This is a genomic window from Ferdinandcohnia jepli, assembly GCF_047246645.1.
GTDB lineage: Bacteria > Bacillota > Bacilli > Bacillales > Bacillaceae_L > Ferdinandcohnia.
The window spans coordinates 158,570-173,638 of sequence record NZ_JBFOKR010000011.1; the positions used below are offsets into that span (position 1 = coordinate 158,570).

A 15,069-nucleotide genomic window follows, 5' to 3' on the forward strand; every position below is an offset into this window, starting at 1 on the left:
AAGCATCCTCTTTCTTCATCTATTAATTCATTGCAACCCATACACTCTTAACTTCTGTATAATTGTTTAGTGCATATGATCCCATTTCACGGCCAATTCCAGACTGCTTATATCCTCCAAATGGTGAAGCAGCATCGAAGGCATTATAGCAGTTTACCCAAACTGTACCTGCACGTAGGTTGTTAGCAACATAATGTGCTTTTGCGACATCACGTGTCCATACGCCAGCAGCAAGACCATATTCTGAGTTATTAGCACGTGCAATTAGCTCGTCTAAATCCTCATAAGGCATTGCAGAAATTACTGGCCCGAAAATTTCTTCCTTAGCAATTGTCATTTCGTCTTTAACGTTAGCGAAAATAGTAGGAGATACGAAATAACCTTCTTCATATGGATTCGTTCCACCTACTAGTAACTCAGCGCCTTCGTTTAGTCCTTTTTCAATATAACCAAGAACGCGTTTTTGTTGCTCGATGGAAACAAGTGGCCCAATCTCTGTATCAGCATGTAGGCCAGCACCTTGTTTAATTTTCTCTGCATGGCTTACCATATCTGCAACTACATTATCAAATTGCTTCTTTTGAATAAATACACGGGAACCTGCACAGCAAACCTGGCCCTGATTAAACATAACCCCATTTAGAGCACCAGGAATGGCTTTTGAGAGATCTGCATCCGGTAAAATAATGTTTGGAGATTTCCCTCCTAATTCAAGGGTAACGCGCTTCAACGTTTTGGAGGCTCTCTCCATAATGAGCTTACCAACTTCGGTTGAACCAGTGAACGCAATCTTATCAACCTGTGGATGATCAACTAGTGGTTGACCCGCAGATTCACCAAAACCAGGAACTATATTAATTACTCCCTTAGGGAAACCAGCTTCTTCAATTAACTCAGCTAAATAGAGTACAGAAAGTGGCGTTTGCTCGGCAGGTTTTAATACAACTGTACAACCAGTCGCAAGAGCAGCTCCCAACTTCCACATAGCCATTAATAATGGGAAATTCCAAGGAATGATTTGTCCAACAACACCAACAGCTTCATGACGAGTGTAATTAAAATATGGTCCATTAACTGGAATAGTCTGACCAACAATCTTTGTAGACCAACCGGCATAATAACGCATATGTTCAATAGCAAGAGGGATATCAGCATTTGACGTTTCGCGAATTGGCTTACCATTATCCAATGTTTCTAATTGTGCTAGTTCATCTTTATGTAACTCCATTAAATCTGCAAGTTTATACATAATGCGGCTTCTCTCGGCAGCACTCATTTTGGACCAAGGTCCTTCGTCGAATGCCTTACGAGCTGCTTTGACAGCACGGTCGATATCTTCTGGACCTGCTTCAGCGACAGTTGCGAGCACTTCTCCAGTTGCAGGATTATATGTCTCGAATGTCTTTTCTGATAGACTATCTACAAATTCACCATTAATGTAAAGCTTCTTAGTTCCAGTTAAAAATGCATCTACCTTTTCTCGTAATCCGAATATTAATTGGTCCATCTTCTTCCTCCTTTGAGTAAATCAATTCAACATAAGCATTATATGATAACGCTTACAATACTATGGTATCATTATGAAAATCTACTAATCAATAAATACTAGTATAAAAATTCTGATAATTACTGACAGTATTTTTAGACAAAAAAATGGCCAATGGGTAATAAACCATTGGCATTATTTATTATAACGTCTCTATGGAACGATTGTTACTGGACAAGGTGCATCGTGAAGCACTCTGTAACTAACACTGCCTAAAACAGTCCGCTTTATAGCTCCTAATCCCCGGTAACCCATAATGATATTCGTTGCTTGAATGTTTATTGCCTCGCTGCATATTTCAGTTCCAGGGTCACCAATACGCAAAGTTGTTTTGACAGGAATATCGAATGTGTCGGTGACAAGCAATGCCTTTTCAAGGGCAGCTTCACTTAATTCCCGTTGGTATTCTTTGATTTGTTCTTGTGCTACAAATCTTTTTACATTTGGGGTCTTATAGCTAGGTTGAACATTTAAAAGTACTATTTCTGTTTCTCGGTCGGTAGCTAAAGATAAAGCATAGCGTAACGCTTTAATAGAATGCTCAGAACCATCAACAGGTACTAATAATCTATTCATAAAAACACACCCCTTCGATTTTATTATGTTGATTCAGTCCAAAGAGGTTATGAGTGATTTTCGTATAACTGAATCTCCTCATCTTAATTATATCGTAATACGAGGGCAAAATAATCAGTTAACAAAAATGTAGAAATATTAAAGATTCGATTAAAAAGAGACCCAATCAAAATTAATTGGGTCAGTCTATTACCTTGCTCTCCATTCCTCAAGATTCCATACATGAGTTACCCATTTTTGATAAAATTCAGGTTCATGTGAAACCACTAAAACCGTGCCGTCATAAGATTTAAGGGCATTTGAAAGTACTTCTTTCGCAAATGTATCAAGGTGATTTGTTGGTTCGTCAAGAATTAGCCAGTTGCTATCCTCTAACATCAACTGACAGAGTCGTACTCTTGTTTGTTCTCCTCCACTTAGAGAACGTAATGGCATAAAAATATGCTCTGTTTTAAGTCCAGCGCGTGCAAGAGCTTGGCGAACTTCTTTTTGTGTCATATTAGTATGCAGTGACCAAATATACTCCAGCGGAGTTTGTTCAGACGACGTATTCCATTCCTGCGCAAAGTAGGAAGGTTTTACATTTTGACCAAAAGTAACAGTTCCAGTCAAAGGAGTTAATTCTCCCATAATGGTTTTAAGTGTCGTAGATTTACCGATGCCATTATAGCCCGTAATAGCAATCTTCTCACCGCGCTTCAAGGTAAAAGTCATGGGAGGTAAAAGGGGTTGTTTATACCCAACCTCTAGTTGTTCTACTTCTACCATGATACTACCAGGCCGTTCACATACGTTAAATGAAAAACGTGGTTTAGCTGGTGGTGTTGGCTTCTCGATTCGATCAATTTTCATCAACTTCTTTTCACGTGCCTTTGCTTGTTTAGATGTAGAGGCGCGGACCTTGTTTTTACTAATATACGTTTCAAGCTTTTTTATTTCAGTTTGCTGCCGATTATAAGCTTCAAAAACTTGTTGTTTTCGAAATTCGTATGCCTCAACAAATTTTTGATAGTTCCCTAAATATCTTGTCAAACTTTTATGTTCCAGGTGGTAGATTACATTTACAACCTCATTCATAAATGAAGTATCATGAGAAATCAGGATAAAGGAATGTGGATATCCCTTTAAATAACCTTTTAGCCATTCGATATGTTCAAAATCTAGGTAGTTTGTCGGTTCGTCAAGTAATAGGACATCAGGTTCCTCTAGCAAAAGCTTTGCTAGCAACAATTTTGTCCTTTGTCCACCACTTAATTGACTTACATCTGTATCTAATCCTAAAGGTTTAATGCCTAATCCATCAGCTATTTCTTCAATCTTGGGGTCAATTAAATAAAAATTACCATGATCTAATAACTGCTGAATTTCAGAAAAACGCTTAAAAAGCCTATCAAGTTCCTCTTCAGGACAATCTCCCATTTTCGCTGAAAGATCTAGCATTTCCATTTCAGCATCATAAAGATGTTTGAATGCGCTTCTTAAATAATCTCGGATACTTATTCCCTTAGCTAATTCGATATGTTGTTCCAAGAAACCAACTTTTACATTTGGTAACCACTCAATTAATCCTCTATCTGGAAGAAGAGAACCATTTAAGATATTTAACAGAGTAGATTTGCCAGAACCGTTTGCTCCTACTAGACCAACTCTTTCATTCACAAGTAAATTGAAACTAACATCTCTTATAACTAATTTATCACCAAAATAATGTGTAATATTTTCAACAGATACAATGCTCATTGTTTGTCACTCCTATAAAAATATGTTTAAGCGACAATCGTAAAAACAGGACGTAGAACTTTTTTGCCAGGAATCCTTACACAAAAAAAGGGTAGAGTGAGGACACTCTACCCTTTCGCATACATAGAAGGTTGCACTAAGAAAATATCGAAGTTGGCACCTACTTAATTCACCGATAACGTTTCGTAATTTTCGATGAAAAAAGTGTAGAAAAGTTCGATTTTCCCGCAAAGGAAATAATTCTTGCTTTTCTATATGTTAACGAATATTAAAAAGGAAAAGGGTTTGAATGTCTGTTGTTTTACGATTGGCTTTACTAAAAAAGGGCATAGCTATCCCGTAATTAGTTAAGTCAAATTAAAAAAACAACAGGTGTATTCATTGGCTCCTTTTCCTCCTTGAATTTTAATTATGAACCTTCACCATTATATGGCAAAGCGTATAGATTGTAAAGAAGTGTAAGGAAAAATGGGTAACTGACTAACTTTATGAAGGATTTTATAGTGGTTTGAAGAATTAATACACTCTTGATATAAATTTTACTTAATAGGAGAAGAAATAATGAATATACCAGATTCTTTTAAAGATAAAATTATTGGAGCCTTCGGAAAAGAAGGGGATAATTGGTTGCAATCGCTAGATGAAAGGATTAGTTTATGTGTAGATAGATGGAAGTTACATATTATATCTCCAGTTTCAAATCTGTCTTATAACTATGTGTTGAATGCAAAAGATACTAATGGAAACTCTGTCATCTTAAAACTTGGACTACCAGGCTTTGATTTTACAAATGAATGGAATACAGTTCAGGCATATGACGGTAATGGATGTGCCAAAGTACTGGACGCAGACCCTGAGTTAGGTGCTATGCTATTGGAACAACTAACGCCAGGAAATATGCTTTCAGAGGTAGAAGATGAAGAAGTAGTCCTACAGCATTTCGTTAAAGTTTGGAAAACATTAAGGAGAGAAGAACCTGCAAACTTTCGAGGACCTGATCTCAGGCATTGGATGGAAGGACTTCAGCGTTACTTGGATACAACTAAATATGATCAGCGACCGATATCCGAATTGGAAGTACGTCAGGCATATCAATACTTTGTAGAAGTAACTGAGTCTTCATCTAAATCAGAACTTTTACATGGGGATTTACATCATGAAAACATCTTGTTTTCTAGTGAAAAAGGATGGTTGGCTATTGATCCGAAAGGTGTCATTGGTGACTCATATTTTGATGTAGTATCTTTTTTAATCAATCAACTTGAACATAAAGAACACCCCAAAGAAATAGTACGTAACCGAATCAAGTACTTAATTGACAATATATCTTTTGATAGGGAACGGTTGCTGAAGGCAGCTATAGCATTAGCTACGCTATATGCATGCTGGGGAGTTGAAGATAAGGCTGATTGGGAAACCCCTTATCAGTGCGTCCAATGGTTTAGGGAGTTTTTAGGAGAGAAGTAGAAAATAGGAGGAAAGACTTTTGACGATTAAAGGGGTATTTTTTGATCTGGATGATACACTTCATGACCATTTAGCACCTTTTTCAGATGCAATAAAAGCAACTTTTAATAACGAATTAAACTCTGTAAATATAGAGATTTTATATAAGAGTTTTCGTCACTTTAGTGATATCCTTTGGAAAACTTATACTGCTGACCAAATCACTTTGGAAGAGCTTCGAATACAGCGTATAATAAAAGCTCTGGAAAGTTTTCACTTTTCTATATCTAGAGACAAAGCTACTTTGTTTCAGAAAGAGTACGAGAATATGTCAAATGAACTTAAGTTGTTTACAGAAGTTCCTGAGACAATTACCAGTCTTGAACAAAAAGGGCTTTTAATAGGAATTATTACAAACGGACCATTTCAGCATCAAATAAATAAGATTAAAATGCTGGGACTAGATAAAATAGTACCAAGACATAATATTTTCATTTCTGACGCAGTAGGAATTGCAAAACCTAATCCAAAGATTTTTTCATATGTATGTGAGAAAACTTGCTTTTTGCCTAATGAACTTATATATGTGGGTGACACATGGGCAAATGATGTAGTTGCTCCGATAGAAGCAGGTTGGCATTCGATATGGTTTAATCATAGAAATAGAACACCTGAAACTAACCATAAACCTGATGCAGTGGTTGAGGATATTGAGTCATTAAATATAGCAATAAACTTGTTACTTAGTTAAAAACAAAGAAAGAGGGACTTCTAAAAAGAAGTCCCTCTTTCTTGTTATGGAGCGTAGGGGATTCGAACCCCTGACCCTTTCGCTGCCAGCGAAATATTCTCCCACTGAACTAACGCCCCTAGTAATGTAGCAAAATTATAACATGTGAAAAATGATTCGACAATGAAATTCTTTGAGATAGATATCTATTATAAAATTGCATGTATTATTTGAGTTGTACATATATTTCAAGTAATAATAAGTAAAAAGTATTCAATTCCATTGTTCCACACTATTAATTTGTAAAACGTTGCTTTTTTAATAGAAAGAAAGAATGGTAAAATAGCATTAATATTCTATTATCTGATAGGTTGGTGAACAAGTGGTTTATCTATATTTGCTACTTTCATATTTTATTGGGTCGATAATGACGGCATATGTGGTAATGAGGCTAAGCAAAGGCGAGGATATCCGAAAGCTTGGTAGTGGAAATGTAGGTGCACGTAATGCTGGTAGACTACTTGGAAAAAAAGGATTTATCTTTACTGCTTTAGGTGATGTCTTAAAGGGAGTAGTAGTCGTAGCAGGAGCCAATCTTCTCCAGTTTTCATTTGAAATTCAAATCATGGCTCTTATTGCTGTAGTAATTGGACATATCTACCCAATTACTCTACGTTTTAAGGGCGGTAAAGGAATTGCCACTGCGGCGGGAGGGCTTCTAGTATTAGCGTACCACCCGTTTCTAGTGTTTGCTCTTATTTTTCTTATTTTATTAGCGATTCTCAGAAGCTTTACGCTAGCAGGTATGACAGCTTTCCTTATGTTTCCGTTTATTTACTGGTTTATAGGTTATTCCTTGATACAATGTTTACTTATCTTCATCATTATTGCTCTATTAATTTTTGCGCATAGACAAAATTTGATGGAAAGACTGGGTAAATAAATCCAAAATTTGGAGCTGACCTATGTGAAATTTATTTATAAAATTGCTAGAACAGAAGACGAATTTAATAAGATTCACCGATTGAATTATAAAACATTTGTAGATGAGATTCCGCAACATACAGAAAATGAATCAAAGATTCTTGTTGATAAGTTTCATGAAGAAAACACGTACCTAATCTGCTTAGAAGATGAACAATTAGTTGGAATGATTGCAGTAAGAGGAAATCGCCCTTATTCTTTGGATTACAAGCTGCCTAATCTGGAAGACTATCTGCCGATAAAGACTAGTAAGCCGTGTGAAATCCGCTTACTAGCAGTAGAAAAGGAATATCGAAATAATGGTAGAGTCTTCTTTGGACTTGCACAGCTTATGTCAAATTATTGCCTGAATGAAGGATATGATCTTGCATTAATTTCCGGAACTACAAGACAAGAAAAACTATATAGTCAAATGGGATTTAAACCTTTTGGCCCCTTGCTCGGCTCTGTTGATGCAGCCTTTCAACCAATGTATTTAACAAAACAAACGTTTAATGAATCATTAGCGGGTAGAATTCTTAGAGATCCAGTAAGTTTCCTTCCAGGACCTGTTTTGATTCAGCAAGAGGTAACAGAGGCTTTTATACAAAAACCTATTTCTCACAGAAGCAATGAATTTTATTTTCGAATGAAGCAAGCACGGGAACAGCTTTGTTCACTGACAAATTCAAAGTATGCTGAGATACTTATTGGAACGGGTACGTTAGCCAATGATGTCATCGCTGCGCAGTTATCTTTATTAAGCGGAAAGGGATTAATTTTAAGTAATGGTGAATTTGGGAAACGTTTGATTGAACATGCAAACCGCGCGGGTTTGCACTTTACTAGACTAGAAAAGAATTGGGGAGTGCCTATTTTAAACTCAGAAGTAGAAGAGGTACTTTCAAAAGAGAATTTTGCCTGGATTTGGGCAGTTCATTGTGAAACTTCAACAGGGATGTTACAAGATATAGAGGGGTTAAAAAAGGTTGCTTATAAGAACAATATAAAATTATGTCTGGATTGTATTAGCACAATTGGGGCAGTAAAATTGGACCTCCATGATATTTATTTTGCCTCTGGTGTAAGTGGAAAAGCAATTGGTTCATATAACGGCCTATCCTTTGTCTTTCATAATCACGAAGTTTTACCAAATTACACTCTTCCTAGATATCTTGACTTGGGAATGTACAACAAATATGAAAGTATTCCATATACGCATTCATCCAACTTACTTGAGGCATTGAGTTTAGCACTTCAAAAATATGAAAACGATGAGTATTATGGTGAGATTAAGTCAAGGTATCAAACTATCCGTACCAAAATTGAAGAAATTGGATTAACTATTTTAACCAATCAGGAAGAATCCTCCCCGGCAATTATGACTGTATTACTTCCTGAAACCATTTCTTCAAAGGATTTTGGAGATGATATGGCAATCCAAGGGTATTTGCTTCATTATGAAAGCTATTATTTGCAAGAAATGAAATGGCTTCAAATTGCGTGTATTGGTAAGGTGGAAATAAAGCACATAAACAAAATGCTTTCTACTTTTGAAAGATTATTGAATCAATATGTAAGAAAAGGAGAGCCAACTATTTAAGGCTTTCCTTTTTCTTATGTCTTTTTATACTACCAGTAATATTTTTGTAACATTTTCCATTCAGCTTCGACTAAATGGATAAGAGGTGATTGTATGGAAAGAAAGTGGTTTCTTTATATTGGAACAATGGTATTACTTATTCTTGTAGCTTCAATCGTTACAATTACTAAACCAAAAATTGTTAGCCAATATGACTCAGAGGTTCTCCCTGTTTTAGCAAATAAAGCATGGACTATTCAATTTTCGAAAAGGGTTGACCAAAAGAGTGTAATTGAAGATCTAGTTCATGTAAAAGATGAAGCGGGGGAAAGACAGGATGTTACACTAAGTCTGAGTGAAGATCAAAAAACAATTACTGTATTTCCGCCAAAAGAAGGGTATCAACTACATGAAACATTCACTCTCTATATCGATAAAGACATTAAAACGCCAGTTGGTCGAAAATTGAGTGCTGGTAAGCAAATTTCGTTTATTGTAAAAGAAGACTTACCAAAAGTGGGCTCAAAAGAAAAATTGGATAAAATCTTCCAAGATGCCATCTCCGAAGCGAAACGAAATCAGAAGACAAGCTTCTTCAGTTTTGGAGCAGTGAAAGAAGATACATCAAATGAGTCTGCTTCAGATAATGCATCTGCAGGTGCCGGGGAACAAAGTCACTCTGAAACGAATGTACAAGTTCAAGGTGTTGACGAGGCAGATATAGTGAAAACAGACGGCAGTCATATATATCAAATTGTAGATGGGACGGTTCATATTACGAAAGCTGTTCCAGCTACTACTATGAAACTAATAACTTCTATTAAATTTGAACAATCTTTCTCGCCAACGCAGCTATTTCTATACGAGAATCAATTAATTGTTATTGGGTATTCATACAAATATGTACCTACCAATAATAGTTCAACTTCCCGAAAGATGATTTATCCGCCCCAGTACTTTGATTCAACAACTGCAATTGTGTATGACATAAAGGACCCTGGCAAACCTGAACAAATCAGAAAGGTTGAAGTGGAAGGACATCATGTTACTTCTAGACGCATAGATAATTTCATATATCTTGTGGCAAACCACTATCCTAATTATTGGATAATGGAAGAAAGAAAAAATAACGATATGGACCTTCGTCCACGATTTTCGGATTCAACATCTGGTGAGGAAACTACTTTTATCGATTACGACGAAATCCAGTACATGCCTGATTCAAAAGAAACAAACTTCACATTAATTGCCGCATTCAATCTTGATGAACATGAGGAAGAAGCTTCAATAACCTCTTACTTAGGTAGCGGAGACCAGTTATATATGTCAAAAGAGAACCTTTATATGGCAGTGGCAAATTATCATGCAATCCCATATACAGAAGATTATTCATATACACCAGATACGAGTATTTATAAATTCTCAATACAAGGTAAAAATGTTTCATTTCATAGTTCAGCAGAGGTTTCTGGTACAGTTTTGAATCAATTTTCAATGGATGAATATAAGGGGAATTTTCGTGTGGCTACTACAAAAGGAGACACGTGGAATAATGACCGTCCTTCCTCAAACAATCTGTTTATATTAGATGAAAACCTTAGACAAATTGGATCATTGAGTGATTTAGCAAGAGGAGAAAAGATCTATTCTGCTAGATTTATGCAGGATCGAATTTATATTGTGACCTTTAAAGAAGTTGACCCGTTGTTTGTAATTGATGCGAGCAAACCTGAAAATCCAACTATTCTTGGAGAATTAAAAATACCTGGATTTAGTAATTATCTACATCCATATGACGAAAACCATTTGATTGGGTTTGGTCATGATACAAAGATTGTTGCAGGCAAAAATCCAGGAGAAGAACCGATGGTTTACACAGATGGAGTGAAGATCTCATTATTTGATGTTCGGGACGTAAGCAATCCGAAAGAGAAGTTTTCAGAGGTTATTGGGGGGAGAGGAACATATTCACCGCTTAACTATGATCATAAGGCTTTACTATTTAATAAAGAAAAAGGGATATTTGCCTTCCCAATCTCAATTTATCAAAATATAGAAGGCAAGGAATTTGAGCAGATATTTGAATTTCAAGGTGCCTATGTATACGATATTAGTCCAGATGGTATTTTACTCAAGACAAAAATAGCTCATGATAATGGTCAATATCAGACATGGGAAGGTGAGATTAATCGTTTAGTCTCTATCAATAACCAAATTTACGCAATTTCACCAACCAAAATAACAGCTCACACCATTGGAGATTACAAGCAAGTTGGTGAAATAGACCTTAGATAAAATCTGTCTAACTGGACAGATTTTTTTATACCCTTTTTTAATCCATTTCCTTTATACTAAGCATGGATATAATTTAAATGGAAATGAAGGGACATACATGAATCAACCTAAAGTAAATCCTTATCTTGTTTTGGCGATTGGCGCACTAGCTGTTTCTAGTTCAGCCATCTTAGTTAAATTGACTAGTGCACCTGCACCTGTCATTGCTTTTTATCGATTATTTTTCTCAGTCTTACTAATGTTACCGATCTTTTTATGGAAATATCGACATGAACTCCGCTTGATTTCAAAAAAGGATTGGTATTACTCAGTTATTGCTGGTGTGTTTTTAGCATTTCATTTTATACTATGGTTTGAATCCTTAAATTACACATCAGTGACTAGCTCAACCGTACTTGTAGCATTACAGCCTGTATTCGCATTTATAGGTACTTATTTTGTATTTAAAGAAAAAATTGGCCTGGGAGCCATATTAAGTACGATATTAGCACTCGCAGGAAGTCTCATTATAAGTTGGGGGGATTTCCAAATTAGTGGTATGGCTTTGTTTGGGGATTTGCTTGCCATAGTATCATGTATAATGGTTACTGTATATTTGTTATTTGGGCAAACGGTCCGAAAACGACTTTCACTTATTACATATACATTCGTTGTATATAGCATAAGTGCTATCACTCTTTTCTTATATGTAGTTTTATTACATTATCCTCTTGTTTCATATCCTAGCAGTGACTGGATGTATTTTCTGTTATTAGCCATTGTACCAACACTACTGGGTCATACTCTTTTCAATTGGTCACTTAAATGGGTTAGCACATCTACCATTTCGGTGAGTATTTTATTTGAACCGGTAGGTGCTGCAATACTAGCATATTTTATCCTTGCAGAAAAAGTAATGTTGACTCAAATTATTGGTGGGGTAATTATTGTTACTGGTATTTGGTTATATTCACTGGGAGAAAGAAAGCGAAGTCAACAGACGTTACTGACAGAACAAAGTGCGTAAGAATAAAAGAAGCCGTGTTAATGTCTACTTAAAGATCATTAACACGGCTTTTTCTTAGGCAAATCTACGTCTTGTGAAAATCAATGTACTAATACCCAATAGTGTTAGAAGCCCCCCGAATAATAAAAGGGTAGCATGCGGATTAGCTGTGTCTGGAAGCTTATTTCCATGTACGCTTATACTCATTTCATTTGCTAAGGTGGCTACTGTTATAAGTTTCTCTCCACGTTCAACAATAAAGTCTGAAGCAAGCATATCTTCAGATACTCTTAAATCTAAAAGATACTCTTCATTTGTGCGGTATAACTCAACTAACAAATCTGCTCCATCTAGAGTATCCATTTCTATTAACTCATTATAAGCTACCGCTTGTTTAACTCCGTCCTTAAGAAGGAAATATCTTGGCTTAAGTTCAAATACACTAATCATCTGATCGTATATCATAAGAAGTTCTTGCTGCTGCTCCGATGTGAATGAGTCGGATTTATTATATGAAAAATACTGTTCTAAATTAGAATTGATAGATTTCATTTTTTCCTCCAGGTTTACATCACTTAAGGTTAAAAAATGAAGAAACAATCCATCTATCTCGTCTTCGTTTAATCCAATCTCAGAGAGCATTCTTTCCGCTTCAACTAATACCTCAGCATGATTTATATAAAAGTCTACGGTTACCTCTAAGTCTTTAATAAATAAGTAATCGTTTACGGATTCACCGAAACCGCCAAGTATGTTATGAAGTTCATCCTCGTTAATGTTATGTTTTGTTAACAATGTTTGTAGAGTAGTTTCCGTAACTGGTTCACCTAAATACGATACTAATTCATTAACTGTTTCAAAGTCATTTAAAGAAAGGTCATAAACTGCTAAATACTCCTTTAATTCATCTTCAGATAAGCCTGTATTATTAGTAAATTGTTGAAGTTCAACTGATGTTAATTCAGCGTTAGCATTACCGTTAAATAATCCTAACTGCACTAAGACTATAAGTGTAAAAAATAAAATCTTTCTCATCACTACTCCTCCAAGCCAATGTATTCATAAGAGTAGTATTTTCAACTTTTTCCAAAAAATGCATTGACTGGCCTTAAAAGGAGATGAAAATTAAGGTGTTAATAAAGGAAAAAAGCTCCAAATAGGAGCTTACTCAATTCTAAAAGACCTAGCTATCTCATGGATTTTTTCTATATCCTCCTGGTAATCAAGTCCGCCAAAATATCCAGGAGTATTTGCATGAAAGTATAAATCATAGGTACTTTCTTGACCAACAGGTTGGATTAGATAATGAATTGTTTGAATAGCGTACATATCTTTAATATGGATAACTATACGCCTCGTTGGTTCATAGAAATTCAATATTTCTTCATTTTCATATATACCAGGTTGTGACAATAATGTTTGTTTTTGACTCTCATTAATCTTTTTATACCCCCCAACAACCGTATCTCCTTTTAGGAAAATATGCTCGTTTGTAAGTTTCTTAATAAAAATTCCTTCTGGTAGTTTAACAGATGCAACTGGTTCGTTATTTGCTTGGTTATATTCAGGGTTAAACGTGACAGTATAAGTATAAATTCCGATTCCTACTAAAATGAGTATCAATACTAACGAAGATAAAACAGGCATGAATATCTTTCTAGTTTTTTCAATAACTGTAGTTTCTGCAGTTTTAATAGAAGAAACAATTTTCTTTTTGTGAATAATCGAGAGCTGGTGACGAGGAAATGGCTTCAATTCTTTAGGGTAATGTCCTTTCATAACCATTTGTCCCTCCTTCAATCGTAAACTTAATTTTTTTTTGCAATGCTTTAATTGCTCTGTGATATGTTAACGTAACCTTAGAGTTAGACCAATTTAATACCGATGCAGTTTCATCAACAGTAAGTTCAACTATTAGACGTAAAATTAGTACATCTTTATAAGATTGCTTTAAAGATAAGATTGCATAGTAAATTTCTGACTGAGTTTCATCACTAAGTAACGTTTTCTCAGGGTCTCCATAATCTGTAGCAGCCAATTTAGATTGGGCAATATCGATAGGAAAGAAAGTAAAAAGCTTCTTTCGACGGCTTTTGTCGATTACTAAGTTACGAGCAATCGTAAGTAACCAAGTTTTAGGGTTTGCTCGTGCTTCAAATGATGAAATCGATCTAAGTGCTTTCAAAAAAACCTCTTGTACTATATCTTCAACATCTTTTGTACCAGTTAAATAAACTAAAAAATTATAAACATCATCACCATACTGATAAAACCATTCTTCCATTTGGTTTGTATGATTCACTGTCACACCCCCATATAATGCATCTATATAATTAGACGAATAAACATGATATAACTTTCAGTCATAATCATTTTATCTTAGATCAGAGAACAAAAAATACTGGCTATCCATTTTTTCTTTGGACAACCAGTATGCAAAGGTTGATTTTATTTAATAGAATGAACTAGCAAAGAAACTAAAAACAAAAGCCATTACAATTGATACAACAAAGGTAGCAAATCTACTTGCTTCTATCTTTCCTTCAGAATCGCTAATTTTAAGACCCTCCATATATACGTATGAAAATAGAAATAAACACATTGCTAATGAAAAAACCATACCTATTGCTTTAAGAAATTCGAATAACAAACTAAATTACCTCCTCTGTTTACTCTTTAATAGAATATATGAGTAAATCTAGTAAATATGATAAGAATAATAGAGACAAAAGAAAGAAATCAGTTTTGTAACAGTTAGTAAGAATACATTCGTATTGTCTTTATAAATGTAATTAATACTTGTTATTGTGTATATAAGATCAATTAGATGCTATATTATATATAGTAATATTTTCGGATCCTATTAATTCGTCTACTAAAGAATAGTACTTAAGAGGAATTTAAAACTTTTTTAAAAAAGGGATTGAAAAAGAAAAAAATCCATGATATATTATTTCTTGTCGCCAAAACGAGTGACAGAAATTGAGTGAGAAAGAAAAAAACATTTTAAAAAAGTGTTGACACTCAAAAATGAAAATGTTATATTAGAAAAGTCGCTTCTGAGCGACGAATAAAAAGTTCTTTGAAAACTGAACACAATACAAGCGTCAACGTTTAATTCAAGTAACAAAATTATTGAGCAATCAATACTTTCTTCGGAGAGTTTGATCCTGGCTCAGGATGAACGCTGGCGGCGTGCCTAATAC

Annotated in this window: 13 protein-coding genes and 1 tRNA gene; 6 read left to right on the forward strand and 8 right to left on the reverse strand. The window is 35.1% G+C overall.

All coding sequences use genetic code 11. From position 1 onward, the window contains the following. Positions 1–22: 22 nt before the first annotated feature. The 3 genes from AB3M96_RS13625 to AB3M96_RS13635 all read right to left on the reverse strand — a co-directional run bounded on the left by AB3M96_RS13625 (position 23) and on the right by AB3M96_RS13635 (position 3,862). On the reverse strand, positions 23–1,507 hold the full coding sequence (locus AB3M96_RS13625) for an aldehyde dehydrogenase family protein (protein ID WP_412968166.1): 1,485 nt from the start codon (positions 1,505–1,507) through the stop codon (positions 23–25). Positions 1,508–1,699: 192 nt separating this feature from the next. Further along, positions 1,700–2,122 (reverse strand): universal stress protein, encoded by a 423-nt coding sequence (locus AB3M96_RS13630; protein WP_412968167.1) that lies wholly within the window; start codon positions 2,120–2,122, stop codon positions 1,700–1,702. A gap of 189 nt (positions 2,123–2,311) precedes the next feature. Next, positions 2,312–3,862 carry an ABC-F family ATP-binding cassette domain-containing protein gene (locus AB3M96_RS13635; RefSeq protein ID WP_412968168.1) on the reverse strand — a complete coding sequence of 517 codons (1,551 nt, stop codon included), beginning with the start codon at positions 3,860–3,862 and terminating at the stop codon, positions 2,312–2,314. A 561-nt stretch (positions 3,863–4,423) separates the two neighbouring features. On the opposite strand from AB3M96_RS13635, the gene AB3M96_RS13640 reads away from it, so the two are divergent. Both AB3M96_RS13640 and AB3M96_RS13645 read left to right on the forward strand, forming a co-directional pair. Further along, positions 4,424–5,329, forward strand: coding sequence for an aminoglycoside phosphotransferase family protein (locus AB3M96_RS13640; protein WP_412968169.1), 906 nt, complete (start codon positions 4,424–4,426; stop codon positions 5,327–5,329). Positions 5,330–5,348: 19 nt separating this feature from the next. Beyond that, positions 5,349–6,059, forward strand: coding sequence for an HAD family hydrolase (locus AB3M96_RS13645; protein WP_412968170.1), 711 nt, complete (start codon positions 5,349–5,351; stop codon positions 6,057–6,059). A gap of 47 nt (positions 6,060–6,106) precedes the next feature. Here AB3M96_RS13645 and AB3M96_RS13650 read toward each other — a convergent pair. Then, positions 6,107–6,178 (reverse strand) — tRNA-Ala (locus AB3M96_RS13650). Between the two features lie 242 nt (positions 6,179–6,420). On the opposite strand from AB3M96_RS13650, the gene plsY reads away from it, so the two are divergent. From plsY to AB3M96_RS13670, 4 genes are all read left to right on the forward strand, one after another. Continuing rightward, on the forward strand, positions 6,421–6,981 hold the full coding sequence (plsY, locus tag AB3M96_RS13655) for a glycerol-3-phosphate 1-O-acyltransferase PlsY (RefSeq protein WP_412968171.1): 561 nt from the start codon (positions 6,421–6,423) through the stop codon (positions 6,979–6,981). Positions 6,982–7,005: 24 nt separating this feature from the next. Then, on the forward strand, positions 7,006–8,604 hold the full coding sequence (locus tag AB3M96_RS13660) for an aminotransferase class V-fold PLP-dependent enzyme (protein WP_412968172.1): 1,599 nt from the start codon (positions 7,006–7,008) through the stop codon (positions 8,602–8,604). A gap of 93 nt (positions 8,605–8,697) precedes the next feature. Beyond that, positions 8,698–10,878, forward strand: coding sequence for a beta-propeller domain-containing protein (locus AB3M96_RS13665; RefSeq protein ID WP_412968173.1), 2,181 nt, complete (start codon positions 8,698–8,700; stop codon positions 10,876–10,878). 97 nt (positions 10,879–10,975) lie between these two features. Next, entirely contained in the window at positions 10,976–11,884 is a 909-nt protein-coding gene (locus AB3M96_RS13670; protein WP_412968174.1) for a DMT family transporter, read from the forward strand. A gap of 54 nt (positions 11,885–11,938) precedes the next feature. Here AB3M96_RS13670 and AB3M96_RS13675 read toward each other — a convergent pair whose 3' ends face one another. From AB3M96_RS13675 to AB3M96_RS13690, 4 genes are all read right to left on the reverse strand, one after another. Next, on the reverse strand, positions 11,939–12,898 hold the full coding sequence (locus AB3M96_RS13675) for a processed acidic surface protein (protein ID WP_412968175.1): 960 nt from the start codon (positions 12,896–12,898) through the stop codon (positions 11,939–11,941). 129 nt (positions 12,899–13,027) lie between these two features. Continuing rightward, positions 13,028–13,642 (reverse strand): hypothetical protein, encoded by a 615-nt coding sequence (locus AB3M96_RS13680; protein WP_412968176.1) that lies wholly within the window; start codon positions 13,640–13,642, stop codon positions 13,028–13,030. After that, complete coding sequence (locus AB3M96_RS13685) at positions 13,623–14,165, reverse strand: RNA polymerase sigma factor (protein WP_412968177.1); 543 nt, start codon at positions 14,163–14,165, stop codon at positions 13,623–13,625. Before AB3M96_RS13685 ends, AB3M96_RS13680 begins: the two co-directional genes overlap by 20 nt. Before the next feature lie 150 nt (positions 14,166–14,315). After that, entirely contained in the window at positions 14,316–14,513 is a 198-nt protein-coding gene (locus AB3M96_RS13690; protein ID WP_412968178.1) for a hypothetical protein, read from the reverse strand. Positions 14,514–15,069 lie beyond the last annotated feature (556 nt).

What these genes read in the sequence shown, in the direction of transcription:
- AB3M96_RS13625 (WP_412968166.1), bottom strand. Translation starts at nt 1,507, where the DNA reads ATGGACCAATTAATATTCGGATTACGAGAAAAGGTAGATGCATTTTTA.
- AB3M96_RS13640 (WP_412968169.1), top strand. Translation starts at nt 4,424, where the DNA reads ATGAATATACCAGATTCTTTTAAAGATAAAATTATTGGAGCCTTCGGA.
- AB3M96_RS13630 (WP_412968167.1), bottom strand. Translation starts at nt 2,122, where the DNA reads ATGAATAGATTATTAGTACCTGTTGATGGTTCTGAGCATTCTATTAAA.
- AB3M96_RS13670 (WP_412968174.1), top strand. Translation starts at nt 10,976, where the DNA reads ATGAATCAACCTAAAGTAAATCCTTATCTTGTTTTGGCGATTGGCGCA.
- AB3M96_RS13680 (WP_412968176.1), bottom strand. Translation starts at nt 13,642, where the DNA reads ATGAAAGGACATTACCCTAAAGAATTGAAGCCATTTCCTCGTCACCAG.
- AB3M96_RS13665 (WP_412968173.1), top strand. Translation starts at nt 8,698, where the DNA reads ATGGAAAGAAAGTGGTTTCTTTATATTGGAACAATGGTATTACTTATT.
- AB3M96_RS13675 (WP_412968175.1), bottom strand. Translation starts at nt 12,898, where the DNA reads ATGAGAAAGATTTTATTTTTTACACTTATAGTCTTAGTGCAGTTAGGA.
- AB3M96_RS13635 (WP_412968168.1), bottom strand. Translation starts at nt 3,862, where the DNA reads ATGAGCATTGTATCTGTTGAAAATATTACACATTATTTTGGTGATAAA.